The sequence below is a fragment of the Picosynechococcus sp. PCC 7002 genome (assembly GCF_963860125.1).
Classification (GTDB): Bacteria; Cyanobacteriota; Cyanobacteriia; order Cyanobacteriales; family MRBY01; genus MRBY01.
Genome location: NZ_CAWLFA010000007.1, coordinates 160,187 through 186,459 on the forward strand (window position 1 = coordinate 160,187; position 26,273 = coordinate 186,459).

The following is a 26,273-nucleotide window of genomic DNA, read 5'->3' on the forward strand; positions in this document are numbered from 1 at the left end:
CGCCTGCGTATTTCAGAAGTTGATTACGTCTTAATTTGGGATGGAGAGGAGGATTTTATTTTGCCTTTTCATCCTATTTTTTTAGAATTAAAAAACCTTTAAACTTTATGCAATATCAAAAAAATAAACCTACAATTCGACCCCAAATCCTCAGCTTAATCTGCCTAGCAAGTATGAGTTTAAGCGGTTGTTTTGCTACGACCCAAAATCCATCTCCCACAACGACCCCAGAGCCTGTTTCCCAAGTTTCTGACGAAGCAACCCGCACCATTGAACACGCCATGGGAACGACAGAAATTAGCGGCACTCCCCAACGAATCGTCGTGCTCACCAACGAAGGCACAGATATGTTAGTTGCCCTAGGGGTAACACCCGTCGGTGCCGTCAAGTCCTGGCAAGGAGAGCCTTATTACGAGTATCTCAGCGCTGAATTAGAAGATGTACCCGTGATTGGTGATGAATTTCAGCCAAATTTAGAAAATATTGTCGCTTTAAAGCCAGATTTGATTATCGGCTCTAAAGTCCGGCAGGAGCAACTCTATGGCAAATTGCAGGCGATCGCCCCGACCGTTTTTTCCGAAACCTTGGGTGCCACCTGGAAAGATAATTTTAAACTCTACGCCAAAGCCCTCAACCGGGAAACCGAAGCCCAAACTTTACTTGAGCAATGGGATCAGCGGGTCGCCAACCTCAAAGAACAATTAGGTGATCAGCCGCCAACTGTTTCCCTCGTTCGGTTTATGCCAGGGACAGCGCGGATTTATTATGAACAATCCTTTCCGGGGCAAATTGTCGCTGAAGTGGGCTTACGACGGCCTGAAGTACAACAAAAAAATGACTTTGCCGCCGAGATAGGCCTAGAAAGTATCCAGGATCTCGAAGCCGACCATCTGTTTTATTTCACATTTAATGAGACCGAAAACCGAGGTGAAGATACCCAAAATCAATGGCAAGATCATCCCCTTTGGCGAAATCTCGCTGTGGTTGAAAACGGTAATGTTTACCAAGTTAATGATGGGGAATGGACAAGTTCTAGTGGTATTTTAGCGGCTAATCAAGTTCTTAATGATCTCGCGAAACACATTTTAGATGAAACACAAAATTAGTAATTATTTGAAGTGTAGCAACTAAAAAAAGAGAGTATTTTTCAATACTCCCTGAAAAAAGAAATAATTTGCTATGCCAAATCATCCTGGGCAATCATTTGGATCAAGCGTGGCATCGTCGGATCAAACCCTCCTAAATCCCATGACAAAGGATCTTTTGGATCAACTAAACTCAATTTGTAGGGGGCCAGGGTCACATAAATGGCCTTGACGTTGGGGTTTACTTTGCGGCGATATTCCGCCAGTTTTTGGCAGGGTTGCGTGCCCGCCCAGGATTCGCAATCTGTCCAGAAGCAAATTACATCGGCATGAAAGCGATGTTTTAGCGCCCATTTGTAGACAGAGGAAGCATCGGTGCCGCCGAAATTTTGATCACTCGTTTTTTGTAAGGCCGTGCGGAAACTATCGCTGGCGGTAATGCCTAGATCTTTAAACGCGGTAGAAAAGCCACGAATGGCATAATTTTTCTCGGCTTTTGCGGTGACCAGGGCCATGGTTGCGGCAATTTCGGCACAGGTTAAATGGACAGAACCCACAGAGTAATAGGACATCGACCCCGACACATCCACCGCATGGAGAAACGTTTTCCCGGTGGCAGGCACCGTTTCAAAGGACATCTCCAGGGCTTTTTCGAGGACGTCGATAATGCGGGGTACAGGTTCCCAGGTTTTTTGGCTGCGCCCCAATCGACCCCCAGATTGATAGGTTTTTAGGGCTTTGAGGATGTCAATGGGATGGATGCGACCTTTGCGCAAGCGTTGTTTATCGTTTAAAACCATCGCCACGTGCTTGAGGTTTTTCTGGCGGTTGACCCGCAATACCCCAATTTCGGTTAGGGAACCCAGGTTCCGTAACAGGGCACCAATGGGCATCTCTAGCATCAACAGTTTCCAGGTCTGCTCATCCATTTGACCAATGGGGGCGACCATTTCGTGGGTAAGGTGGCCTTGGGCGATCGCCTTTTTCGTTTGATCGGGGTTGCGCTTTAGCCATTCGTACCACCAAATTTGTTCAAGGGCAGTTGCAGGGGGCTGTTTCGGTAACTGCTCCCAACCGTTAATGACCCAGTTATACAAGGTTTGATGCTCGACACTTGGGGGTTTAACGTGGAATAAACGCAACGCATCCCGGTGGCTAAACCCGTACCGTTGTTGATACTTCAGCAGTTGGTAGGCCAAGGCTTGCACATCGTCCTGACTGAGCCAACCTTTACCACACTCACGCACCACTTTTCCGAACCCGCGCAGGGCCTTGGTATAGCTTAACCATTCATAGAAATGGCTCCCGGTGCGCACCACCTGGGGAAAGATTTTCATAAATGCCTGTTTCGCTGCTGGGGTTTCCCCCATGGATAACAGCGTTAATGCATATAAAGGGGCGCTATTGTTGAGCGATCGCCCGTCACTGGTATAGACAATTTCCTGGGCGACCCGGGCTGGATCCGCCACCACGCACTGCTGCACAACCTGGGTAAACTCACCCGTCAACTCGTGCTTATCGGCATAAAAAGTATTTTGGGCGGTACCAATTAATAAACAGCGCCGTAACATGACCCAAATCCCCGGATCGAAGTGATAACCACCGGCTCGCCCCTGCACCATTTCTGTCGCTCGACCCGGAATTAGCTGCGATTGGGGCGTTTGGCCACGGGCTGTAAAAAATTGATATGACATGACAACTCCGTCCCTCGCGGGATAACAACTTTAGATCAAAACCCCATGCGGGGAAGGGAGACGAGCCGGAATCGAACCCGCATCTCGGCGGACAAAAGGGAGATTCGTCCATAGCGATAACCTTTAGTCCTGCGGCCCCTAAGGGCAAATATTGCGCTCTACCATTGAGCTACCGTCTCCAGGTTTGCCATTTTTCTAAATGGGTGGACAGGGAAAGACTTGAACTTTCGACCCGATAATCTTGATGCAGCGACCCGTTGGGGTAAAAAAAGTGCAGCAAGAATCTGCTCTACCAACTGAGCTACCTGCCCAAGTTATTTAGGAAAAGATCGTGGCGAACGGAGGAGGAATCGAACCTCCATCTCCCGCTTAACAGGCGATAACCCTAAATTCAGCGACCCTTACGGATAAATAAATGAATCAGGGAAGATTGGTGTTTTGCCATTAAACTATCCGTTCATTGCGTTGCTTTTAATGTATGGGCTACTGCTCCCCCGATTCCAATGGGAGTTAAATCACCTGAAATGGTTACGATATCGGGCTTTGGGATTAGGGGGGCTGATAAAAGTTATGGTCTTCCCCCAACTTTCTAAAAATAGAGCATCAAAGATTTATTGATAGATAGCATTGGCGATGTCGTCGTTAAAGGCCGTGGTGGGCACATCCAAAATAATCTGACCTGCACGCATCCCTAAAATGCGATCGCCGTAGCGTTTGGCGAGATGAACCTGATGGAGGCTACAAATCACAGTGAGGCGTTTTTCGTCACAGAGGGAGCGCAGCAGTTGTAGCACCAATGCCGCAGTTTCTGGATCAAGGCTCGCAATGGGTTCGTCAGCCAGGAGCAGTTGGGCTTTTTGGGTCAGGGCGCGGGCGATCGCCACCCGTTGTTTTTGTCCCCCAGATAGTTGGTCAGCCCGTTGAAAAGCAACATCGAGGAGCTGTACTCGTTCTAGGGCGGCTAAAGCTTCACAGAGCATCGCTTCAGGAAAGCGCCCCAGTAAACATCGCCAGAGAGGTAATTCTGGTAACCGTCCGCCCAGGCAATTTTCGAGGGCCGTGCGGCGTCGCACCAAGTTAAATTGTTGGGCAATCATCGCCATTTTTTGCCTGGCTTGGCGTAACTGTCGGGGTGATGCGGTGGTTAGATCGAGACCTTGAAAATAAACTTGGCCAGCATCAAGGGACACCAACTGGGGCAAGCAGCGCAGCAGGCTTGTTTTGCCCGCACCACTGGAGCCAAGGAGAACAGTAAAGCTATGGGGCTCGATGGTAAAGCTAATGTCCTGGAGGCTGAATTGACCGTGGGAATAGGCTTTTGTGAGTTGGTGAACCTGCAGCATAGAATTTTTTTGAAAATGAATTTTTTAACCCAACGTTAGTTGTGAGGTAAATGTAAAAGTGAATTTTTCAGTGCGGCGATCGCCCTTGATCTGCACCATCGGACGGAGTAATGAGGGCGAAATTTTGTTCATGGCTATTGATATTCGAAAAAAAACAGCGAAAATACCTCAAATAAAATGATAAAACGGAAAAAATTAGTGAATTGAGAGTAATTACATCAAATTAAGCGAAAATCTTTCTTTGTAAGGCCATAAAGACTACTGTAAGCGACGGCGTAAATAGGCACTCAAGGCATCAATTAAACTCACCATAATCAAAATCAAGATCAAAATTGTGGCCAAGCGGGGAAAGTCGAGTAGCTTCAGGCTAACCAGCAATTCGTAGCCAATGCCGCCGGCCCCGACAATGCCGAGGATTACGGAGGAACGCACGTTAAACTCCCAGAGGTAGAGACTAATGCCTACCAAACCCGGTAATGCTTCGGGAAATACCGCAAAGGCAAAGGTGCGCAGGCGATCGCTCCCGGTGACTTCAATAGCTTCGATGGGTTCAGGGGGAATTGATTCGAGCACTTCACCGTAGAGTTTGGCCATGGAACCTGCCGTGTGACAGGCGACCCCCAACACCCCAGCAAAGGGGCCAAGGCCGACAATTGACACAAAAAAGAGAGCAAAGATCGCGGTATCAATGCCCCGCAGTAAATTTAAAAAACTCCGTAAACCCGTGGCTAACCAGCGATTTGGGGTTGTATTGCGGGCCACGCACAGGGCGAGGGGTAAGGCCACCAGCATCGCCGCCCCTGTGCCGACAATGGCGATCGCCAACGTTTCCCAGATCGCCACCAGAAAATTGGGCAACTCCGAAAAATCCGGCGGAAATAATTGCTGCAGCCACTGCCCCACCGTTGGTAAGCGCTGCCAAAACTGTTGGGGATCAATCTCGGCGGTGCGCACGGCCATGACCAGGATCGCTACTCCCAGGACTCCCCAAAAACCAGACCTGAGTAATCGCCACAAACTATATCGGCGGCGTCGTTCCTGTCGGAGGATTTGGGCAAAATCGCTTGCTTTGGCGGGTTGCTGCAAGAGGGTCACTACTCCAATACCTCTAGGGCAAGACCTGCTGCTTCGATGGGCTGATAATTGCTGCCATCGGAAGCGACAAAACCGGTGTAGTTCTCTGGTAAAAGGGCAGTGGCCTCGGCGGGAGTGAGATTAACTAATTTTTGTTGGAGTTGTTTTTTGTAGGCTTCTGGAAAATTGCCCCGCACCACAATGGGATCGTTGGGTAAAGGTTCAGACTGCCAAATGATTTTAATTTCGTCAGCCTGAATGCGTCCTTCAGCAATCATCACATCGAGATTACGGTTGTAATCGGAAGCAATGTCGATCTGGCCCGTGCTCACACCAATCACCTGGGCGGCATGGCTCGCTCCTTCGCTATAGTCAAAAATAACTTCTGGGTCGATGTTGCGTCGTTTAAATTCTGCCTGGGGAATCAACCAACCGGATGTGGAACCGACATCGGCCAAGCTAAGTTTCAGTTTTTCGCCCTGCTGACTGAGGGCGATCGCCTCTTCGAGGGTGTCAAAGGGGGCATCGGCGCGGGCAATCAAAACGCTGTAGTAAACCGGTTCGTCCTGGTATTTTACGGTGGCGATCGCCTCTAGGGAAGGATCATTATGGTGCGCCAAAACGTAACCCCAAGGCCCCAACCAAGCCACATCTAAGGTGCCAGAACGTAACGCTTCAGAAATGCCAATCCAATCTTCGGTAACGGTGACATCTCCGGGGAGATCCAGTTCAGCGGCGAGGGCATCAAAGAAAGGCTCGAATTGTTGGCGGTTCTCGTTGGGCGTTGGGAAATAGGGGCCAACACCAAAGGAAATGCTATCGAGGGTCGTTGTACTTTCTGGCCCAGGATCAGACTGGTTATTGGCCGAGGCACAGCCCACTAACAGGACACCCACAGTCCCGATCAAGATATTTTTCCACTTTCTGATCCGTTGCATTTGCCTGATTATGCTTCCATCAAAATTTGATCAACAAAGCCTAAACCTTGATTTAGACCCAGCTACGTTCAGCATAGCGAAAATGATTTGAGAAAAATGAAAAATACCTTAAAAATTTGTTGATTTCCCTGATTTATGACGTTCTGAAGCATGATCTGATGTTTGCAATTCTCCACATTTGTGGCGGCCCTAGGGATCTTCGCTAGAGTGATAAAAAGCCTCCCAAAAGGCGATCGCTTTAATTTATCGCTCCCCATGCCATCGACCCACCAGCCGCCAACAACCACAAACATTGGGAAAGTGGTTTCCGTGCGCGGCAGTGTCGTTGATGTGTGTTTTCCCCAACGGCTACCCAGCTATCTCCATCAACTCAATGCCGGAGAAAAAGGTCAAATCATTATCGAAGTCGTCGCCCACCTAAACGCCACCCTTGTCCGGGGCATTGCCCTGACCCCCACCTCCGGCCTCGCCCGGGGAGCCACCGTGACGGATACCGGCCATCCCCTCAAAATGCCCGTGGGCCGCGCCTTACTCGGACGTATGTTTAATGTCTTTGGTGAGGCGATCGATCAAGGCAAACCCCTAACTGCAGTTAAGCATCGCTCAATTCACCAAGCCGCTATTCCCCTCGTCCAACAATCAACCCAAGCAGAAATCCTGGAAACAGGGATCAAAGTAATTGATGTCCTCGCCCCCATCGAACGGGGTGGAAAAGCAGGCCTCTTCGGGGGGGCAGGGGTCGGCAAAACGGTCTTAATTACCGAGATGATCCACAACATGGTCAGTCAGCACCAGGGGATTAGTCTATTTTGCGGTATCGGTGAACGGAACCGAGAAGCTGAGGAACTCTATCGGGAAATGCAGGCGACGGGGGTACTAGACCAGACGGTGTTACTGTTTGGTCAGATGAATGAACCACCGGGAGCCAGGTTTCGGGTAGGCCATGCTGCCTTGACTATCGCCGAATATTTCCGGGATGAAGCCCGCCAGGATGTGTTGCTCTTGATTGACAATATTTTCCGCTTTATTCAAGCTGGCCAGGAGGTTTCGGGTCTAATGGGAGAGCTGCCCTCGCGGGTGGGCTACCAACCTACTTTAGCGACGGAATTAGCCGCCCTCGAAGAACGGATTACCAGCACAAAAAATGGGGCGATCACCTCGGTGCAGGCGGTGTATGTGCCCGCTGATGATTTTACCGATCCGGCTGCCGTACATACCTTTGGCCATTTATCGGCATCCATTGTGTTATCGCGCAAGCGGGCCAGTGAGGGGTTTTATCCAGCCGTCGATCCCCTGCGTTCGAGTTCCAAAATGTTGATGCCCGCGATCGCCGGTCGGCGTCACTACGAAATTGCCCTGGCGGTGCGTCAGACCCTCGCCACCTACGAAGAACTTAAGGACATGATTGCGATGTTGGGGATGGCGGAACTCGCAGCGGGCGATCGCGCCATTGTGTACCGCGCCCGTCGGTTAGAGCGATTTCTCACCCAGCCTTTTTTCTCAACGGAACAGTTCACTAACAAAGCAGGACGAGTGGTTAGTTTAGAGGCGGCTTTAACGGGCTGTGAGCGGATTTTAAACGATGAATTTGCTGATGTGCCCGAAAGTGCTCTTTATATGATCGGTGCCATTGGGGAGGTGCAGCGGCCATGATTGCCCGGATGGATCTCAAAGTACTGTGTTTGACGGATTTGCTGGTGGATCAGCCAGTACAAAAATCACGGCAGAAGGTGATGGGGGTGGATTTTGTTTGCTGCCGAACCATGTAGATTATGTGGCGGTCTTGCCAGCGGGACTCTTAATCTTTGAGACCAGCACGGGAGAAGAACATTGTCTGGCCATTGATGAAGGCATTTTAGTGAAACAGGCAGCTGCTGTTTGGATGTCGGTGCGCAATGCGGTGCGAGGGGATAATCTCGATGATTTACAGCAAGCAGTGCAAGCGCAATTTACCCAGTTAGATGAACAAGAAGAACGGGCACGGAGCATGTTGGCGCGCCTAGAAAGTAGCATTGTGCGGGACTTTATCGATTTGGGAGGTGCTTTATGACCACACCAGAAGGCGATCGCCACCGGGAAGATTTTGAACGGCAGATCCAGCAAAAATCCCAACAAAAACTCCAGGCCAAACGGGAAGGCGATCGCAGTTTGTGGCTAGGATTTGGGGTTTTTGGGATGGTGGGTTGGTCGGTGATGGGGCCGACCCTACTGGGGATCTTTCTGGGGATTTGGCTAGACCGCCGCTTTCCGAGTCCCTATTCCTGGACGTTAACGGGCCTATTTCTGGGGATTATTCTCGGCTGCTGGAATGCTTGGTTATGGATTCAACGGGAGCAAAATCGATGAAGTTTAATTATTTAACTGTTCATGCAAAAGATAAAAAATAAAAGGCGATCGCCTAATCCAATCGCTAATCTAAACCCGATTAAAAAACGAATTTAAAAACTCAATTAAAATCACAATGAATTTATTTTTAGAAAAAGTAACACCTAATTTATTTGTTTTTCCCCTCGGCTTTGGGTTGGGATTATTTTACTTCACGGCACTGTGGTTTACCGTTAAACAATTAACTCGTTCTCAACATCCAGTATTACTAATAATTACCAGCGGTGTGGTGCGCTTAATCCTTGCTATGACAGCCTTATATTTTATGATTGGTGGCCATTGGGAACGAGTACTAATTGCTCTCGCGGGTTTTTTGTTAGCACGAACGATTTTAATCAATCGTTGGCGGCCACAAACTTCATTATCGGAACTGTTGCTGGAGGAATAAATGTAGGATGCAAATTACACCGGATAACATCATTTTCTATCAATATCAGTTTGTGGTAATTAATGCCACTTTAGTTTACACATGGCTCACCATGGCCCTATTAGTAATAGGAGCAGCTTGGGTAACGAAAAAATTAGTGGTGCGTCCCAAACTACCCCCTTGGCAAAATTTTTTAGAAATAGTTGTTGATGGCATTTATCAACACATTGCAGAAGTCACCCAACAGGAACCGGAACCCTATCTTGCTTTTGTGGGTACTTTATTTTTATTCATTTTAACGGCTAACTTATTAACTGTAGTTCCCGGTTATCAAGCTCCCACTGGCTCCCTTTCAACCACCACTGCTTTGGCGATCGCCGTATTTATTGCGGTGCCGATCTACGGAATCCGTCAGCGGGGAATTTTAGGGTATCTCAAAAGTTATCTCCAGCCGACGCCGATTATGTTGCCCTTTCAAATCATTGGTGAATTTTCCCGAACTTTAGCCCTGGCCGTGCGTCTTTTTGGCAATATTATGAGTGGAAACCTTTTGGCGGCAATTTTATTAGCCCTTGTCCCGTTATTTGTACCTGTGGCGATGAATTTATTGGGACTTGTATTTGGGGTCATTCAAGCCTATGTGTTTGCGATTTTAGCCTTGGTTTACATTGCTTCTGCCGCGACGGTGCAGGAGAAAAAACAAAGTATTTCGATGGAGGAAAATTCATGAGTGATCTCGCATTAATCGGCTCGGTGGCGATGGTGACCGCTGGTATTACCATTGCCATTGGTTCCATTGGCCCGGCCCTAGGGGAAGGCATGGCCGTAGCCAGGGCTTTGGGGGCGATCGCCCAACAACCTGACAAGGCCAATATGATTACCCGCACTCTATTTGTGGGCCTCGCGATGGTGGAATCAACGGCGATTTATTGCTTGGTGGTGTCGATGATTTTGCTGTTTGTCAATCCATTCTGGAACTATTTTCTCAACCAGGGGGGTTAACGGTGTTAATTGACTGGTTTACGGTGTTTGCCCAAATCCTCAACTTTGTCATTTTGCTGGGGTTGTTGCGCTGGTTTTTGTACAAGCCCATTTTGCAGGTGATGGCCAAGCGTCAGGCCCAACTCGCCGAACAATGGCAAACGGCCACGGATCTCCAAGCCCAGGCCCACCAAGCCCTAGAACAATATCATCAAGAACAACAGTCACTCCAAGCGCAACGGGCTTCATTTTTGGCGGCAGCGCGGGCAGCAGCAGATGAGGAGCGACAACGGCAATTACTAACCCTGCGTGAGGATATCCAAGCGCAACGGGAAGCTTGGGAAGCGGATCTGCACCAGGAACAGAGGGCTTTTTTCCATACGCTCCGGCAACAGGTCAGCCAACAGGTGGTGGCGATCGCCCGGCAAGCCCTCCGGGATTTGGCGAATGCCACTCTCGAACAACAGGTGGTGGCGCGTTTTTGTGAACAACTGCAACACCTTTCTCCGGCCCAACGGCAACAGATCAATCATTTAGAAACCCCACCAGAAGCTGTCTTTATCCGGACAGCGTTCCCCCTGGATGTGACCCACCAAGCGCAAATCAAACAAAGTCTTGCTACTACTTTAGAGCTTGACGGAACGCCTATTCATTTTGTCACGGTGCCGGAGTTGGGCTGTGGCATTGAACTGAAACTGGCTGGCCAAGAAATCGTTTGGGGTCTTGATCCCTATCTCGATCAACTCGAACAAACCCTGGCGATCGCCACTCGTTAATACCCTGAATTTTTTGACCCACTGCTCACCATGGAACCCCTGGCCCAATCTCTCCAAGGCACTTACACAGAAGCCTTACAGCAAATTCAGCAAACCCTGGCAACCTTTCCGGCCCAACTGACATTCCGGGAAACGGGGGTTGTGGAATCTGTCCGGCCCGGCATCGCCAGAGTGAAGGGGTTGCCCAACGTCCAAGCCGATGAATTGGTTTATTTTTCGCGCTCCAGTGCTGGGGGTGAACCGCTGCTGGGGATTGCCTTTAACCTCGATCCCGATGAAGTGGGCGTAATTTTGCTAGGAGATAGCCACGCCCTCCAGGCAGGGGATGAGGTCTATCGCACCGAAAGGGTGATGGATGTGCCCGTGGGAGAAGTGCTGCTGGGGCGGGTGTTAACCGTGCTGGGGCAACCTTTGGATGGTCGAGGTGCCCTCAAAGCGGTGGAATGGAAACCCGTCGAACGGGAGGCCGCCGCAATTTTGGACCGCGCCCCGGTAACGGTGCCTTTGCAGACAGGGCTGAAAGTGGTAGATGCCCTGATTCCCATTGGTCGGGGACAGCGGGAACTGATCATTGGCGATCGCCAGACAGGAAAAACCACCATCGCCATCGATACGATCCTCAACCAAAAAGACCAGGATGTGATTTGTCTCTACTGTGCCATCGGTCAACGGTCAGCGGCGATCGCCAAGGTGATTGCGACCCTCCGGGAACAGGGGGCCATGGATTACACCATCGTGATTGTGGCGGCGGGCCAGGATCCCCTCGGACTGCAATACATTACCCCCTATGGCGCGACGACGATGGCGGAATATTTTATGGAACAGGGGCGCGATGTGCTGATCGTTTATGATGACTTGACCCACCACGCCCGCACCTACCGTGAACTCTCCCTTTTGTTGCGACGACCACCGGGGCGCGAGGCCTATCCTGGGGACATTTTTTACCTCCATTCGCGGCTTTTGGAACGGGCAACCCATCTGGCAGAAGCTTTGGGGGGCGGCTCCCTGACTGCTTTGCCGATTATCGAAACCCAAGCCCAAAATCTTTCGGCCTATATCCCCACCAATTTAATTTCCATTACCGATGGCCAAATTTATCTCTCACCAGAGCTATTTCAAAAGAGTATTTTCCCAGCGGTGGATGTGGGTAAATCCGTGTCCCGGGTTGGTGGGAAAACCCAACTGGCCGCCTACCAAGCTGTTTCTGGGGCGCTGCGCCTCGCCTATGCCCAATTCCAAGAGGTCGAAGTATTTGCCCGGTTTGGGACGCAACTGGATGAACAAACCAAACAAACTCTCCAACGGGGGAAACGCATCCGGGAGGTGCTCAAACAAAACCAAAGTCAACTCCTGACGGCGGCAGCCCAAATTGCCATTTTGATCGCCGTCACCCAAGGTTTATTAGACCACGTGGCCCTAGAAGAAATCTCAACGGTAGAACAAAAATTAGCCCAGGCGATCGCCCAAGAATTACCCGACCTTGTGGAACGCATTCAATATTCCCATCCCCTCACCGAGGCCGATCAAACCCTCCTTTTGGAAACCCTCCAAGCCGCCATCAAAACCTAAGCAATGCACACCCTCGAATCCCTGCGCAACACCATCAACAGTATCGAAGATCTCCGGGCCGTTGTCCGCACCATGAAAGCCTTGGCCATGGTTAGCATTCGGCAATATGAACAGGCCCGCACGGCTCTCCAAGATTACAACCACAGCCTCGACCTAGGTTTTCAAGCCCTGCTCCAGCATCGGCGTTTTGCAGAAACCGATCTTGATCAGCCGTTGCCCTTGGTTAGCAATGCCCAACAGGGAAAAGTGGGGTTGATTTTGTTTGGCTCTAACCATGGTCTGTGTGGTCAATTTAACGAACAGCTTGCCACCTATGCTCTGCAAGCTTGCCAACAACGGCATCTGACAACTGCTGATTATGCTTTGGCTACCGTCGGCGATCGCCTTTTGCCCTATTTACAGTCTTTAAATCACCCCCACCACACAACCTTCCGACTGCCCAATTCCCTCGCAGGAACGCCCCGCTTGATCCAAAACCTCCTCGCCTTGATTGATCAATGGTATTTCGAGGCCGAAACATCACCCGTTCGCCAGATTCTCTTGATCTATCATCAATCCCAATCCAAGACCCTTTACCAGCCCGTCACCCGACAACTATTACCCCTAGACCGTCAATGGCTCCGGGAAATGGGCGATCGCCCCTGGCAATCCACCGCCTTCCCCCTCCTCAATGGCCCCTGGGCACCTACTTTTTCGGGTGTTGTCCGCCAATACCTTTTTTTAAGCCTGTACCGTGCCGCCGTAGAATCCCTCGCCAGTGAAAATGCAGCTCGCCTTGCATCCATGCAAGCTGCCGAAAAAAATATCGAAGAGCGACTGGGTGATCTCCAGGCCAACTATCGTCAGCAACGACAAAATTCCATTACCGAAGAACTCTTAGACATCGTTTCTGGGTTTGAAGCCCTCAACCCCAACCGTACCCGTTAGTAACAACACCCAAACATCTAACCCACACAAACTTGATTACGTCCACTGCGTTTGGCGCGGTAACAAGCCTGATCTGCCTGGGCCATCAAATCATCCACGGAAGGCAAAGGAGCCGATTCTGACGTGAGCAAAATTAAACCAATGCTGATCGTGATCTGAAAGATTTCTTGTTGCCAAGTAAACGTGTAGTTTTTGAGAACGCTGACGATCGCCTCTGCAATGGAAAGACCATTTTCTAGGGTGCAATTCCGCAATAGCAGGGCAAATTCGTCACCCCCGACCCGGGCAACTTGGTCTTCAGCGCGGACCTGTTGGGCAAGTAAATGGGCAATATCCCGCAGGAGGACATCGCCAGCATTGTGACCGACGGTGTCATTGACGGGCTTGAAATGATCCAGGTCGCAAAACAGCAATACATGGCTGGCTAAACCAGAATTTGCTTCACTCCGGGCTTGTTCTAAGGTGGCAAAAAAGGCCCGCCGATTTAACAAATCCGTCAACGGATCATGGCTGGCCTGGTAGCTATTGATGACTGCTTGGCGACGCTCGGCTAATTCCTCGGCGGTGACCAATAACAGGAAAGATTCGTTGAATAATAACAAAATAAGGGCAATGGTTAAGACCAACTGAGGTGTGTAGGATTTTTTAGCCCAAATTAAAGCTTCAGTGGGCTGAATTTGGAGTTGCCAAGTGCGCCCCCAGTAACGAATGGGTACAGTAATGGGCTCGGTTTCGGTGGTGGCGATCTCTCCGAGATCCGCTTTGCGGTGCGCCGTTGGATTGGGTGGATCTAACTGGTCAAGATTAAGGGTCTGACCCGATTCTGTAGTGTAGAGCAAGGCCACCCGTAAATTTTGTTGCTGGGCGCAGGTGCCGACTGAAAAAACTTCCGCCAAGAGATTATCCAAGCGGTAAACACCCACCGCAAACCCCCGCACCGATTCTCCTTGTGAATTGACCGGTAGCAGCACGAGGATACTCCGTTGTCCATTGGTGTCTTGGAGCAAGGTCAGGGGTTCTGTGGCATAGGCTTGGCCGGTTTCCATGCTGTTGATAACTGCCGCTGCCCGTTGGGGATCCGATTGAATATCAAAGCCTTGGACGATTCGATGTTTTTCATTAAAGGGTTCGATAAACTGCACGACCGCGTAGGAAGGCCGTTTTTGGGCCGGAATTAGTTCGCCATTGGGGAGCCGTTCAGTAATTTGAAAATCGTCTGGTATCAAGGGATCGAGCCGTTGCTGGGCCTCGAAGGCTTGGCGTTCTGCATCAAGGACCAATGGATTCCAAGAGAGGGCAGATAAACCCGGCAGGCGCTCTAAACTGTGGCGGGTAAAGGTGCGAAATTCGCTGGCTGTAACGGTTTCGCTAGAGAGGATAAAACTTTCAACACCTTGGAGGGCTTCGGTATGGCGGGTTAGATTTTTCTCGAATTGGTACGCCATATTTTGGGCACATTCTTGTAACTCTAGGCGAATCCGTTGTGTTTCAAAGGCGTAAATTTGGTCGTAGGCGATCGCCGCCATAATCATCAACAGGAGAGACGGAAAAAGTACCTTTGTGCGACGTCCCTGCCACTGATACTGCATCGTGGGGAGAAACATCAAAGTTGCTGGGGTAAACACAATGATTCCCAAAACATCGCCAGCCCACCAGGTAAAGGCAGAAAAAGGAATTTGGCTAGCGGTGATTTCCCCAAAAAAATATTGAGCGTAGGCTCCCACACTACTGCCCAGGAGACTACAAACTGGCCCCATTACAATCAAGAAAGGCAAAATTTCCTTGGGATGACGCAGGGCGGGAGTAACCCCAGAGATGCGACGGCCACACCAAGCTGCGAGGGCTATTTGCAAAGTCGATCCAGCCGCTAAAGTCAGCGCTAAAGGCAGATGCCAATCGCTTAAAACCCCATCGACTAGTACAGACCCCAGAGCGATCGCCGGTAGGTAACGGTATCCATGGGCCAAAACAATGGCGATCGCCAAGCTCGCCGCAGGCCAGAAGGGAAAAGATAGACTTAAACCCTGGGCGAGATAACTTGTGCTGAGGCCGATCCCTGCATAAGCTAATGTCAGAGCAACACTGCGCCATAATAATTTTGTTCGAGCCTTCACCCTGAAAAAGGTCTCCCTGTGCCGTGGAATGGAACTTTTAAAATCAATGCCAAAACGAAAGCAACGCTAACAGACATTAATTATATGGCTTACTGGATAGCTAAGTGTTTATTTTTCTGTTTGCTCTGGCCTGCATCGGATTGATTGTTGCTAGAAAAATATCGAGGCGATCGCCAAAAGACCTAGTCTTAAAATTCCTTGAAGAATTTCTGCGGAAATCACCGTAGTGAACTAAGTTTCCAATAATGTCGTGGAAATGATTATCATTAAAAATGTCTTCTCAATTGATAATCAATGTAAAAAAATCTCAGTAAATTTTGTCCCATGAGAAGTATGAAAAATCTTAAATTTTGCATGACTAAATTAATCTGCTAATTTCTGCCAAACGGAATTTACATAATATTTTTGTTGATCTGAAAAAGTATGTAGTACCCGAAAGTGATGCTGCTCCGCCAGTTCCTTAATCTGCTTGCGGGAATATTTCCGGGAGGTTTCCATGTGAATCGCCTCCCATGCCTCAAAAATATAACTCTGGGACAGTTTATTGAGAGTAACGGTTTGGGTACAGGTACTAACGAGATAACTTTGTGCCTCGCCGGTGAGGGGATGATAAATGGGGCAATGTTGAAAATGATCCAGTTGAAAATCACCCTCTAGTTCTCGATTAATTCGTTCGAGTAAATTGAGGTTAAAAGCACGGGTCACTCCCTGGCTATCGTCGTAGGCTTTGAGGATAATTTGGGGATCTTTCATCAGGTCAAAACCAAACATGATCAAGTCGCCTGGATCAAGATTGCGGGTAATATTTTGCAGAAAATCAGCGGTTTCTTGGTCTGAAAGATTACCAATGGTTGAACCTAAGAATAATAAAATCTTGCGCCGACTTAAATCATGATCCAGAAAATCGGTATGAAAATAATCTCCTTGAATTGGGGCGATGGTTAGATTGGGTAAATCAGCCTGAATGGTCTCTGTTAAATGAGTCAGAATATTTTCAGAAATATCGACGGGGGCATAGATAAAATCAACAGCTTGACTTAGAAAGTAATCAAGTAAAATCTTGGTTTTTGAACCATCCCCAGCACCTAATTCTACCAGGGTAAACGGTTGGCGATCGCCATAAAATAAGTCTAGGATATGTTGCTTTTGGGTTAAAAAGATTTCCCGCTCACAACGGGTTAAATAATATTCATCTAAGGTCATAATTTGCTGAAATAAAGCATCACCTTGGGCATCATAAAAATATTTACAAGGTAAACTTTTAGGATAGTGAGATAAGCCCCGGTGGACATCTAAAGCAAAGGAATTAAGGGTTAAATTTTGACTGGGCATAACATTTTGAATTAATAAAAATAAAAAAACGGCAAAATTCCTGTGGTTTAGCAATGTTCCGCAAGGCGTAAACCGGAAAATTGCCAACGCATTTGTGGGTGAAAAAAGTTACGGTATGTGGGTCGGATATGTTCCCTTAAGGTCGCACAGGAACCACCCCGGAGTACCATCTGATTCACCATAAATTTACCGTTATATTCCCCTAGGGCACCCGCCGGAATTTCATAGTACGGATAGGGACAATAGGGACTACTGGTCCATTCCCAAACATCCCCATAAAATTGTTGACTGTGTTGTGTTCGTGGTTGGGGATGCAGTTGCTGAGAATTCAAAAAATTAGCAGTTTGAGGAATCTCAGGTTCGGATAAATTGCAAGCCACTTCCCACTCGAATTCCGTGGGTAGACGTTTTCCGGCCCACCGGGCAAAGGCATCCGCTTCGTAGAAACTAATGTGGGTGACGGGAGCGTCCCAATAGAGGGCTTCATAACCATGCAATGTGTAGTGGCACCAACCTTGCTGCTCTAGGCTCTGATCCAAGTGCCAATATAGGGGAGCTGTGAGGTTTTCTGTCTGGATCCATTCCCAACCTTCCATGAGCCAATATTGGGGATTTTGATAGCCGCCAGATTCGATAAATTCTCGGTATTCACCGCAAGTAATTAGACGGTCGAGGATGCGGTACTGATGCAAAAAAACTTGATGTCTCCCCCGTTCATTATCAAAATAAAATGAGTCACCTTGATGGCCAATTTTATAGATACCTTCAGGAATTTCTAAATAATGTTGTGGTGGATTTGATGTTGATGTATGGGGTGTTTGTTGGGTCTCCAAAGGAGATTTGGTTACATAGGCCGGAAACAAAGGATTATGACCGAGAATATATTTTAAGTCGTATAACAATAGTTCTTGGTGTTGCTGTTCGTGGTGGATACCGAGGGTAATTGTTTCGTAGATTTGTTCCTGTTCAGGCAAATCAAACGCTTCGATATCCAGTAATAATGTTTCGAGAGATTGATCAACAGCATGACGGTATTCGATAATTTCAGCGACCGTTGGCCGTGATAAAAAACCCCGTTGCGATCGCCCCCATCTTTCTCCAGCCTGTTCATAGTAACTATTGAAAAGATAGGCATATTGGGGATGATGAGCTTGGTAATCTTTAAGGTTTTTTTGGAGGACAAAAGTTTCAAAGAACCAAGTGGTATGGGCGAGGTGCCATTTAGGGGGGCTCACGTAGGGCACAGGCTGAACAACCTGATCTTCTGGGGCGAGTGGCTCGGCCAGTTTAAGAGTGAGCGATCGCGTTTTTTGATAGTTTTCAAGGAGTGAAGCAAACATGGGCGATGTGATCATGCGGGTAAAGTAAAAGTAATTTTAGAAGAGGCGTTTACCAACCCCATGTGCCCACTCCTCCTTTAAAGGGGCCGACAATATCAGCGGTAATCCAACCGCCATAAAAATTACCCGCTTGGGGGGTGACTTTTTCTCCATTAACGTAGCAGGCATCCATTCCCTTGGCACTAAAGCCGTAGAAATTTTCAATGTCTTGGAAGGCCGGGGTCGGTTGAAAAAAGCGCCAGGCAGCAGCTTCAAGACGGCGATCGCCCACCACCACATCGTAGTATTCGTAGCGACCTTTCCATTCACAGATTCCCCGTTGGCGGTTGGGCACGAGGTACTGGCATTGGACGGCGGCGGCGGGAAAATAATAGCTTGGTGGATGGCTGGTTTCGAGCACCCGTTTTCCCCCAGTGGTCTCGGCAATGGTGATCTGATTACAGATAACGATGAGATGTTTTGCCGTGTCTTCTAGGCGGGCAGGACGGGGATAGTCCCAGACGGATTCTTGGTGGGGTTCAGGCTGAATTGGAATTGGGCGCATGAAAACATCTTTCCTCTCGAAAAATTATCCCGCCAAAGGCGATCGCCTTCTAGTGTGTGCTGTTTTGGCTTGGAAATTCAAGTCTGAGAGGTTTTCCGAGGGGTGTTGTCCGAAATTTCAATGCACCACTATAAGCTTGGGGTCACTTGTCCATAGGGAATCGCCTTCTCGGAGCCAGACTGTTCTACGAAGACACGACCGATTTCTCTGTCCACCCTTGCCACGGTGTATTCGCCAAATGAAGCCCCAAAAACCGCTTGCACTGTATCCCCTGCCTCTACATCGGGGACGAGCGGTACAGGTTTACAATCTGCTTTGTCATAAACCTTCATTCTGCCCGCAAAACCCAGGGTCAAGACTTTTTCGCCCGCAACTTTGACGATTTGCACAGAATTCCATCTTTCGCCATCATTGGCCGCAATCATATTGCCTTCTTGCCAAGGGTCGGTAATCTTTACGAAGGAATCGGGCGCAAGTGGATATTCCGTTGCACCGATAGATTTACCGCTGTCTTGGTCTGTTGCCGGATTGTCATACGCCAAATCCAAATACATAACCACGGGTTCTTGGGGGTTTGCATCATCCACAACGATTGCGCGTTGCATCCCGGAGCCAGTTTGCCACCAGGTCAGGACGATGTCGCCTTTTTGCGCTGTTTGCCCTTTTGGAATCGGGATAATCATCGCGTTCGGCATTGTGACAATCCCGTCAAAGGTTGAGTCAATATCTGATTCAACTTCCCCTGGTGCGGACATCTGTGCAGAATAGTAAATGTAGGTTTCGTTCGCCGGGTTTTCTGAGGTTATGGCATTTGTCCACATCCTGTTTGTGGGGGTCAGTACATAATCTCCGGCTTCGGCTGTGATGCCCACTGTCGGGAAATCGAAGGGAGTCATGCCAGGGGCGATCGCTGTTGTTTCTTCTGTCACTTCGACTTCTGAAGTTTCAACTTGTGGCGTATTCTCGGTGTTGCTGTCTTCATTAGTACCGCAACTGCTCAAGGACACCAGCATACCGCTCGCTATTAGGGCTGTGGCAACAAATTTTTTGAACGTCATAATCCAGAGAGTTTAACTTTTTTCTAATCTATTTGTTTCTCAGATCAAGAGAGACTTACCTCAACAAAAATTAATTCTAAGAAAACCCTTAGAAAGTCTCTGGTTATGATGGTGACTACACAACTTTTACTGGATTTACTGCCTGAATAGTTTATCTTTGGGTTGAGATGGTTGCGATAAAAGCTATTATTAAATCTTTTTTGAATATCTTTTTAGTTGTAAATTAAATCTGTTGATCTCTCTTGGCAATTGTGAAATAATCAGAAGAAAATCAAGAAAAATTTGTGATAATTTACGGTTTAAGTCCACTAAAATTTTGTCTAAATAAAAACTATTTTAGCGAGAAAAATAGTGACAACTAAATAAGCTTTATTGCACTTTAGTTTCATGTGCTCAAAATTGCTTTGAAATTTATTTTAAGACATAGCCCACACTGCGTACCGTATGGATCAATCGCTTCGGATTGGTTGCTTCGAGCTTCAGTCGTAAAGCCCGAATGTAGACTTCGATCACGTTGGATTCTCCCATAAAGTCATAGCCCCAAACTTTTTCGAGGATCTGCTCGCGGGTTAAGACTTGCCGTGGGTGGCGCAGGAGTAACTCTAACAAATCAAATTCCTTGGCGGTGAGCTGGATCAGTTGGCGATCGCGGTAAACTTCGCGGGTAATGCCATTGAGAGAAAGATCCTCGAATTCTAATTGGTCAACCACTTCCCGGCGAGCGCGGCGGAGATGGGCATTGACACGGGCCAGTAGTTCTTCAATGCTAAAGGGCTTTGTGACATAATCATCGGCCCCGGCATTTAACCCAGAGACCCGATCAGAAATTTCATCTTTTGCGGTCAACAGAAGAATCGGCGTTTCGATGCCACTAGAGCGGAGTCGCAAGCAGAGATCTAGCCCCGACAAGCCCGGCATGAGCCAATCGAAAATCAATAGGTCATAGGTATTTTCTCGGATTAAATTTAGACTATCGATGCCGTTGTGGGCAACGGTGATCAAATAACCTTCTAGGCGTAATTCGGAGGCAACGAATTGAGCGAGGTTTTGGTCATCTTCGGCCAGTAAAATATGGGGTTTCATGGTCAGTGGGTGGTCGTTGGTAAGGAAAATTAATAAAGATGTGGTGGTGCATATTTGCAGAAAACTCAATGATCAACGTCTTTGTAAAGGAGAAATGCTTGGGGTTTAACCATGGCGGCGTAGTCCATCCTGCTCGGAGTTGTGGCTTGTGGAGACGGACTGAATATCCCACAGGGGAAGCTTTAGGGTAAAGCAACTGCCTTGGTGGGGCTGGGAACGGAGGCTAATTTTGCCACCCATGCCTTCGATGAGACTTTTGGCGATCGCCAAGCCTAACCCTGTGCCATCCCGGGAGCGGGTCATGGTTTCATCCACCCGATAAAATCGTTCAAAAATGCGAGCTTGGTGGGCTAAGGCAATGCCAATACCCTGATCAATGATGTGGATTAGGGCCATTGGTGAAGCGGTTTCGAGGCAAATTTCAATGGCTTGGTCAGGGGCAGAATACTTTAGGGCATTATCAATTAGATTTAACATCACCTGTTGCAGTCGGTCTTGATCGGCGCGAATCACCACATCTTCTGGGGGCGTTTTGAGGTGAATGGGGCGTTGGTTGATCTGTTGACCCATGGCGCTGACTTCTTCGAGAAATGTATTGAGCATGACGGGCTGGGTGCGGAAATATAAATGGCCCCCGTCGGCCCTGGCCAAATCCAACAAATCTTGGAGCATTTGAATGGTGTGGGTTGTTTCGGTGGCAGCGGTGGCGATCGCCTGTTGTTGATATTCACTGAGGCCATCGCCGCGACGTAGGAGACTCTGGAGATAACCTTCGATAATCGTCAGGGGAGTACGAAGTTCGTGGGAAACATTGCCCACAAACTGCCGTTGGTTGTCCCAGGCACTCGATAACCGGGACAACATTTCGTTAAATACCTGGGCCAAACCTAAAATTTCATCGGGCGCTTGCTGGAGTTCTAACTTTGCCCCTTGGAGCTCATCCGCAGAAATCGCCTGGGCCATGTTACTCATTTGGGCGAGGGGTTGGGTGACTTTTTGAATGCGGTGTATGATCGCGGCGATTAATAAAATAAGCGTTGCTCCACTGACCAGGCGCAGCCGCCACAAACTGACATAGAGTTTTTGCAGATCGGCGGTGATGTCCTGGGATAAATACAGTTGGCCTACGGGTTCCCCCGCGATCGCTAAAGGACTAATACAAAGAACAATTTGGCGATCGCCTACGCGCACAATTTGGGGGGGCATTGCCCCTTGCTCAAAGGTCATCAGATCGGGCACTTGGGCGACAAAATCAGCCGTCGCCGTTGATTGGGTCACCAGTTGACCGTCAGGATCTTTCACCCAAGCCATAACATCAGCAGTCGTCACCCGCTGGAGAGTGCGTACCAGACTGGTTTCCACGGGTTCCATTTCGCTATACAGTTCTAACTGTTCCGGGAATCGCGAGGCAATGTAATCTAGGGTTTGTTTGTGGGCTGCCACGAGGTTTTGTTCCATCTGCCAGCCCGCCCAAATGGCAACGATGCCGAGGCCACAGATCGATAAACCAGCCAGCTCAAAGGTGAGGCGAAATTGCAGAGAACTCGTCGAAAAATGCCAATGGTCTAATTTCAAGCGTTTGGCGATCGCCTTTTTTAGTTTTTTTAGCCCCATCGCTTACTACCGGAAAAAAGATTAAAAATTTGTTGCCCTGTCCTGGTCGAGATCAAATTCAAAGCGCTGGTCATAGTCGGTCTCCCCATACACATTAAAGCTAATGGTTGGCGTCGTGCCCAATGTTTTCACCCGATGGATCGCGTCTGGCATTAAACAAACCAAATCCCCAGGATTTAATACTAAGCTCCCAGCCTCCACTAACTGGGTCGAATCTCCAGGCGATCGCCGCCAAAATTGATTTTCTTCCTGGCCTTGCAATAGAGCGACCAAGCCCCAACAACCATGGTTATGGATCGGCGAGACCCGTCGGGGTTCCCAGGCCACAAGCTGCACTGTGAGCGGAAAATCTGGTTCATCATACAAAATTTCCACAGCCCAACCTGTGTCTGGATCTGGCGCAATGGGGATCAGTTGCAGCCATTCTGAACTCTGCAACAAACGCTGCACTAAAGGGTATAGGGCCTGTAAACGTTGGCGATCGCCTGGCTCACGGTTTAGCAGATCTTCCAAATCTGTCAGGAAACGATAAAGCCGATAGGGTTGTGTTTTCGATGTCGGGAACTCAGTGGCTGGCCAAAGCTCCTGGGTGCCGCCGCGATCAATAAACCAAGTTTGTGGGGCCATAAATTCATGCAAAAGATGGGACGGCTTGTTTTTCTACAATGACATTTTTGCCTGAGTGATCGCTGATGGCAGTCTGAATTTTTCCTGAAGATTGCTCGACATTTTATTGCTCAATATTTTTAAGTTTTCTCTAGTTTCCCCTCATCTGCGCCTCATGTTTAGCCGATTTAATCAAGCTCAAGAACCACGGCAAAGCTTTGGTTTTAACTCAGCAATCTAATTAATTTCAGGAGAATGACCATGAAAATTCGCTATGCTGCCACCCTCGTATCAATCTCTTTGCTAAGTCTGGGGGCGATCGCCGGCTGTTCCGGTGTCAAAAACCCTTGCGCTGGACTGTTTAAAAATCCCTGTGCGAGTAAAACAGAAACAGCCGATCCCTGTGCCTCTAAAGCAAACCCTTGTGCGGCGAAGGAAAACCCCTGTGCTTCTAAAACCAATCCTTGTGCGGCAAAAGAAAATCCTTGCGCTTCTAAGGCAAATCCCTGTGCCGCGAAGGCCAATGAAGCGGAATAAAAATATTTGCTGGCGATCGCTGCTGAAAACATTATGAGTTTACGAAAAAAATTATGAAACAGGTGTCGCGTCTTGCGTTGTCGTTATTGCTCTTACGGCTCAGTATTTTTATTGTGATGTTTGTCTGGACGTTGGATAAATTTTTTAACCCAGACCACGCCAGGGCCGTTTTCGAGAATTTTTATCTGATTTCTGGCCTCAGCAACGGGGTGATTTTTCTCATCGGTATTGTGCAACTGGCCATTGTGTTGGGTTTCGTGACGGGGTTCCAAAAAAATCGTTGTTATTTTTTGGTGTTGCTGCTCCATGCCGGGTCAACTTTTGCTTCCTTTCGGCAATATCTTGATCCTTTCAATAACCTCCTCTTCTTTGCGGCCTTACCGATGCTGGCTGCTTGTTGCACGCTGTTTTTGTTGCGGGATGCAGACACCCTCTGGACGGTGGATTAGAGGCGATCGCCGGATAAAAAGAATGATTAACTTGAGGGGAATTTGATGAAACCTGCTAACTTAAAGGGTGACACCAATCAAAAAATTAGGCATCAACGGCAACCAAAAAAATTACCTTGTTGGAAAAGCTTTACGGGTTTAGCCTTGGGTGCATTCGGGGTAAGTATGCTTTTAGAAGTGGTTGCACTCTCAACATTTTTCGCGGGCATGGCAACGGCGGCCAGTTCAACATCAACTTTTGTCCAGGGGCTTTTTGGCACGGGATTTGATCCCCAGGCTTGGTTACTCCAGGGCTTGCAATGGATCGATAGTCTGGGTGCCCTAGGGGCGATCGCCTTTATGGTGCTTTATGTGGTGGCGACGGTGGCTTTTCTACCGGGGTCGATTCTGACCTTGGGAGCCGGGGTTGTTTTTGGTGTCGCTTTAGGATCAATTTACGTCTTTGTTGGCGCAACCCTAGGAGCGATCGCTGCTTTCCTAGTGGGTCGTTATCTGGCCCGCCAATGGGTGAGCCAAAAAATCGCCGACAACCCGAAATTTCGCGCCATCGACGAAGCTGTGGGCAAGGAAGGCCTGAAGATTGTTCTCCTGACGCGTCTCTCACCTGTATTTCCCTTTAATCTGCTTAACTATGCCTATGGGGTCACGGGCGTTTCCCTAAAAGACTATGTCCTCGGCTCTGTGGGGATGATCCCTGGCACCATCATGTATGTCTACATTGGCTCCCTGGCCGGAAATCTTGCGACCCTCGGCACAGAAAGCACCAGCGCCAACCCCATTGCCCAGTGGTCGATCCGGATTCTTGGTTTTGTGGCTACTGTTGCTGTGACTGTCTATGTCACCAAAATCGCCAGACAAGCCCTAAACAAAACCGTGACTGATTTGAAGTGAGCTATTCTTGGCGCAGTTTCTAGGGACATAACTGATTCGTGCAAGCTTTGCCTTTCTCCAGTGCCTGTAAATTATCTAAGGTCGTCGTTGCAATATTTCCCAAGGCTTCCTGGGTGAAAAAGGCTTGGTGGGCAGTGATCACTACATTCGGAAAAGATTGTAATAACTGAAACGTATCATCTTGAATCACTGTATCCGATAGATCTTCAAAAAAGAGATTTTCTTCTTCTTCGTAGACATCGGTGCCAAAATAACCCAACTGACCTGTTTTCAGTGCCTCGATAACGGCCCTGGTATCAATTAAGCCCCCCCGACTGGTATTAATCAGCATGGCACCGGGTTTGATCTGGGCGAGGGAGTTGGTGTTAATTAGGTGATAGGTGTCGGGCACTAGGGGACAGTGGAGGGAAATCACATCGGCTTGGGTGAGCAGATCTGGTAAATCTGTGTATTGGACACCCAAATCTAAACAGACAGAATTTTCTTGGGGATCGTGGGCCAGTAAACGACAGCCAAACCCTTGCATAATTTTGGCAAAGCATTCGCCAATTTTTCCGGTGCCAATAATCCCGACTGTTTTACCGTGGAGATCGAAACCCAGGAGGCCATTAAGGGCAAAATTATCGTCCCGGACACGGTTGTAGGCGCGATAGAGTTTGCGGTTGAGCATCAAAATCAGTCCCACGGCATGTTCGGCCACGGCATAGGGGGAGTAGGCAGGCACTCGGACAACGGTCAAGCCTAATTTGCGGGCGACCTCAAGGTTGATATTGTTAAACCCGGCACAGCGTAGGGCAATGTATTGGGTGCCGTTGTGGGCGAGTTGTTTGAGGACAGCTTCTCCTAGGTCGTCATTGATAAATGCACAAATGGCCGGAAAACCAGCGGCGAGGCTAACGGTATCGGGGGTGAGGCGTGGTTCGAGGAAGACCAGTTCATGGTGAAAACGTTGGTTGGTCTTGTTAAAGGAGACTTGATCGTAGGGCTTGCTGCTAAAGAAGGCGATTTTCATGGTGCTTTGGGGTAATGGAGATGGTTTTTTTGGTGATTTCTTAATAATTAGGGTTAGAATCACGAAATAGGTCACAAAACAGACAGTATTGGCTGTGATGTTGGCCAGAATTTTTTAATACTGTAGCGATTTCAGGATTATCTTGCGGCGCTAGGTTTAGATGAAACATTCTTCTCGATATTCTGATGATTGGCAGGCGATCGCCTTACAAGTAAAAGAGGATGCAGACTGGCGCTGTGAACTCTGTGGCTTGGTTTGTATTCCGTCGGATGTGAAGGTCAAAGGCATTGATCGTCACCTGCGGGCTGTTTTAACCTTAAGCGTCCACCACAAAAATTACATCCCCGAAGACAATCGTCGGGAAAATCTCATCGCTCTTTGCTCGGCCTGTCATTTACGCCAACACCAACGCCGCTACGGCTCCCTCCCCCTCGGTCAGTTGAGTTTGTTCGGGGAAGCTTAAGCGCCTCTGGTCTTCTGGGTCTGGGGGGAAGTGGGTTAAACTTTCAGCTAGATCAATTGCTGTAATTTGATGTGGTCTGTGGGAAATGTCT

At 48.6% G+C, this 26,273-nt stretch carries 27 protein-coding genes and 3 tRNA genes; 13 read left to right on the plus strand and 17 right to left on the minus strand.

From position 1 onward, the window contains the following. The first annotated feature begins 173 nt into the window (after positions 1-173). The gene (locus AACQ84_RS16200) at positions 174-1,106 is read left to right on the plus strand and encodes an ABC transporter substrate-binding protein (protein ID WP_200807231.1); all 933 of its coding nucleotides are present in this window, start codon (positions 174-176) and stop codon (positions 1,104-1,106) included. Positions 1,107-1,177: 71 nt separating this feature from the next. Here AACQ84_RS16200 and AACQ84_RS16205 read toward each other — a convergent pair whose 3' ends face one another. From AACQ84_RS16205 to AACQ84_RS16235, 7 genes are all read right to left on the minus strand, one after another. Continuing rightward, the gene (locus tag AACQ84_RS16205) at positions 1,178-2,779 is read right to left on the minus strand and encodes a TROVE domain-containing protein (RefSeq protein WP_012305617.1); all 1,602 of its coding nucleotides are present in this window, start codon (positions 2,777-2,779) and stop codon (positions 1,178-1,180) included. Between the two features lie 56 nt (positions 2,780-2,835). Then, positions 2,836-2,958: transfer RNA gene (locus AACQ84_RS16210), tRNA-OTHER, on the minus strand. 25 nt (positions 2,959-2,983) lie between these two features. Continuing rightward, positions 2,984-3,090: transfer RNA gene (locus AACQ84_RS16215), tRNA-OTHER, on the minus strand. Between the two features lie 21 nt (positions 3,091-3,111). Then, a tRNA-OTHER gene (locus AACQ84_RS16220) sits at positions 3,112-3,238 on the minus strand. A gap of 152 nt (positions 3,239-3,390) precedes the next feature. Next, a complete protein-coding gene (phnC, locus tag AACQ84_RS16225; RefSeq protein WP_012305618.1) occupies positions 3,391-4,122 on the minus strand; it encodes a phosphonate ABC transporter ATP-binding protein in 732 nt (243 codons plus the stop codon). 258 nt (positions 4,123-4,380) lie between these two features. Next, entirely contained in the window at positions 4,381-5,217 is an 837-nt protein-coding gene (phnE, locus tag AACQ84_RS16230; RefSeq protein ID WP_012305619.1) for a phosphonate ABC transporter, permease protein PhnE, read from the minus strand. Continuing rightward, positions 5,217-6,134 carry a phosphate/phosphite/phosphonate ABC transporter substrate-binding protein gene (locus AACQ84_RS16235; RefSeq protein WP_012305620.1) on the minus strand — a complete coding sequence of 306 codons (918 nt, stop codon included), beginning with the start codon at positions 6,132-6,134 and terminating at the stop codon, positions 5,217-5,219. Before AACQ84_RS16235 ends, phnE begins: the two co-directional genes overlap by 1 nt. A gap of 255 nt (positions 6,135-6,389) precedes the next feature. Here AACQ84_RS16235 and atpD point away from each other — a divergent pair, with 255 nt between their 5' ends. The 9 genes from atpD to AACQ84_RS16280 all read left to right on the plus strand — a co-directional run bounded on the left by atpD (position 6,390) and on the right by AACQ84_RS16280 (position 13,139). Further along, on the plus strand, positions 6,390-7,787 hold the full coding sequence (atpD, locus tag AACQ84_RS16240) for a F0F1 ATP synthase subunit beta (RefSeq protein WP_012305621.1): 1,398 nt from the start codon (positions 6,390-6,392) through the stop codon (positions 7,785-7,787). 25 nt (positions 7,788-7,812) lie between these two features. Beyond that, a complete protein-coding gene (locus AACQ84_RS16245) occupies positions 7,813-8,184 on the plus strand; it encodes a F0F1 ATP synthase subunit epsilon (RefSeq protein ID WP_012305622.1) in 372 nt (123 codons plus the stop codon). Further along, positions 8,181-8,480, plus strand: coding sequence for an AtpZ/AtpI family protein (locus AACQ84_RS16250; RefSeq protein WP_012305623.1), 300 nt, complete (start codon positions 8,181-8,183; stop codon positions 8,478-8,480). Before AACQ84_RS16245 ends, AACQ84_RS16250 begins: the two co-directional genes overlap by 4 nt. 115 nt (positions 8,481-8,595) lie before the next feature. Next, complete coding sequence (locus AACQ84_RS16255) at positions 8,596-8,907, plus strand: ATP synthase subunit I (protein ID WP_012305624.1); 312 nt, start codon at positions 8,596-8,598, stop codon at positions 8,905-8,907. 7 nt (positions 8,908-8,914) lie between these two features. Further along, entirely contained in the window at positions 8,915-9,616 is a 702-nt protein-coding gene (locus AACQ84_RS16260) for a F0F1 ATP synthase subunit A (RefSeq protein WP_012305625.1), read from the plus strand. Beyond that, positions 9,613-9,888, plus strand: coding sequence for a F0F1 ATP synthase subunit C (locus tag AACQ84_RS16265; RefSeq protein ID WP_012305626.1), 276 nt, complete (start codon positions 9,613-9,615; stop codon positions 9,886-9,888). The genes AACQ84_RS16260 and AACQ84_RS16265 overlap by 4 nt, the downstream gene beginning before the upstream one ends. 2 nt (positions 9,889-9,890) lie before the next feature. Beyond that, positions 9,891-10,643, plus strand: coding sequence for a F0F1 ATP synthase subunit B (locus AACQ84_RS16270; protein ID WP_012305627.1), 753 nt, complete (start codon positions 9,891-9,893; stop codon positions 10,641-10,643). A gap of 30 nt (positions 10,644-10,673) precedes the next feature. Beyond that, on the plus strand, positions 10,674-12,212 hold the full coding sequence (locus AACQ84_RS16275; RefSeq protein WP_012305628.1) for an alternate F1F0 ATPase, F1 subunit alpha: 1,539 nt from the start codon (positions 10,674-10,676) through the stop codon (positions 12,210-12,212). Between the two features lie 3 nt (positions 12,213-12,215). After that, entirely contained in the window at positions 12,216-13,139 is a 924-nt protein-coding gene (locus AACQ84_RS16280) for a F0F1 ATP synthase subunit gamma (RefSeq protein ID WP_012305629.1), read from the plus strand. Between the two features lie 17 nt (positions 13,140-13,156). Here the strand turns inward: AACQ84_RS16280 and AACQ84_RS16285 are convergent, their stop codons facing one another. From AACQ84_RS16285 to AACQ84_RS16325, 9 genes are all read right to left on the minus strand, one after another. Further along, positions 13,157-15,253 (minus strand): diguanylate cyclase domain-containing protein, encoded by a 2,097-nt coding sequence (locus AACQ84_RS16285; protein WP_012305630.1) that lies wholly within the window; start codon positions 15,251-15,253, stop codon positions 13,157-13,159. 363 nt (positions 15,254-15,616) lie between these two features. After that, the gene (egtD, locus tag AACQ84_RS16290) at positions 15,617-16,585 is read right to left on the minus strand and encodes an L-histidine N(alpha)-methyltransferase (RefSeq protein WP_012305631.1); all 969 of its coding nucleotides are present in this window, start codon (positions 16,583-16,585) and stop codon (positions 15,617-15,619) included. Positions 16,586-16,632: 47 nt separating this feature from the next. Then, complete coding sequence (egtB, locus tag AACQ84_RS16295) at positions 16,633-17,925, minus strand: ergothioneine biosynthesis protein EgtB (protein WP_143589384.1); 1,293 nt, start codon at positions 17,923-17,925, stop codon at positions 16,633-16,635. Between the two features lie 49 nt (positions 17,926-17,974). Continuing rightward, positions 17,975-18,469: a DUF427 domain-containing protein gene (locus AACQ84_RS16300; RefSeq protein WP_012305633.1), complete on the minus strand. Its 495-nt coding sequence runs from the start codon at positions 18,467-18,469 to the stop codon at positions 17,975-17,977. Between the two features lie 128 nt (positions 18,470-18,597). Next, positions 18,598-19,527, minus strand: a complete 930-nt coding sequence (locus tag AACQ84_RS16305; RefSeq protein ID WP_012305634.1) for a hypothetical protein — start codon at positions 19,525-19,527, stop codon at positions 18,598-18,600. Between the two features lie 411 nt (positions 19,528-19,938). Next, positions 19,939-20,610, minus strand: coding sequence for a response regulator transcription factor (locus AACQ84_RS16310; protein WP_012305635.1), 672 nt, complete (start codon positions 20,608-20,610; stop codon positions 19,939-19,941). A gap of 105 nt (positions 20,611-20,715) precedes the next feature. After that, positions 20,716-22,224, minus strand: coding sequence for a sensor histidine kinase (locus AACQ84_RS16315; RefSeq protein ID WP_083764506.1), 1,509 nt, complete (start codon positions 22,222-22,224; stop codon positions 20,716-20,718). Between the two features lie 21 nt (positions 22,225-22,245). Then, the gene (locus tag AACQ84_RS16320) at positions 22,246-22,851 is read right to left on the minus strand and encodes a cysteine dioxygenase family protein (RefSeq protein ID WP_012305637.1); all 606 of its coding nucleotides are present in this window, start codon (positions 22,849-22,851) and stop codon (positions 22,246-22,248) included. A 251-nt stretch (positions 22,852-23,102) separates the two neighbouring features. After that, entirely contained in the window at positions 23,103-23,399 is a 297-nt protein-coding gene (locus tag AACQ84_RS16325; RefSeq protein WP_156785491.1) for a hypothetical protein, read from the minus strand. 21 nt (positions 23,400-23,420) lie between these two features. Here AACQ84_RS16325 and AACQ84_RS16330 point away from each other — a divergent pair, with 21 nt between their 5' ends. Further along, on the plus strand, positions 23,421-23,816 hold the full coding sequence (locus tag AACQ84_RS16330; RefSeq protein ID WP_012305639.1) for a hypothetical protein: 396 nt from the start codon (positions 23,421-23,423) through the stop codon (positions 23,814-23,816). Between the two features lie 207 nt (positions 23,817-24,023). Then, positions 24,024-24,707 (plus strand): TVP38/TMEM64 family protein, encoded by a 684-nt coding sequence (locus AACQ84_RS16335; protein ID WP_200807252.1) that lies wholly within the window; start codon positions 24,024-24,026, stop codon positions 24,705-24,707. Positions 24,708-24,726: 19 nt separating this feature from the next. Here the strand turns inward: AACQ84_RS16335 and AACQ84_RS16340 are convergent, their stop codons facing one another. After that, entirely contained in the window at positions 24,727-25,719 is a 993-nt protein-coding gene (locus AACQ84_RS16340; protein ID WP_012305641.1) for a 2-hydroxyacid dehydrogenase, read from the minus strand. A 160-nt stretch (positions 25,720-25,879) separates the two neighbouring features. Between AACQ84_RS16340 and AACQ84_RS16345 the strand changes: the two genes are divergently transcribed. Continuing rightward, positions 25,880-26,182, plus strand: coding sequence for an HNH endonuclease (locus tag AACQ84_RS16345; RefSeq protein ID WP_012305642.1), 303 nt, complete (start codon positions 25,880-25,882; stop codon positions 26,180-26,182). Positions 26,183-26,273 lie beyond the last annotated feature (91 nt).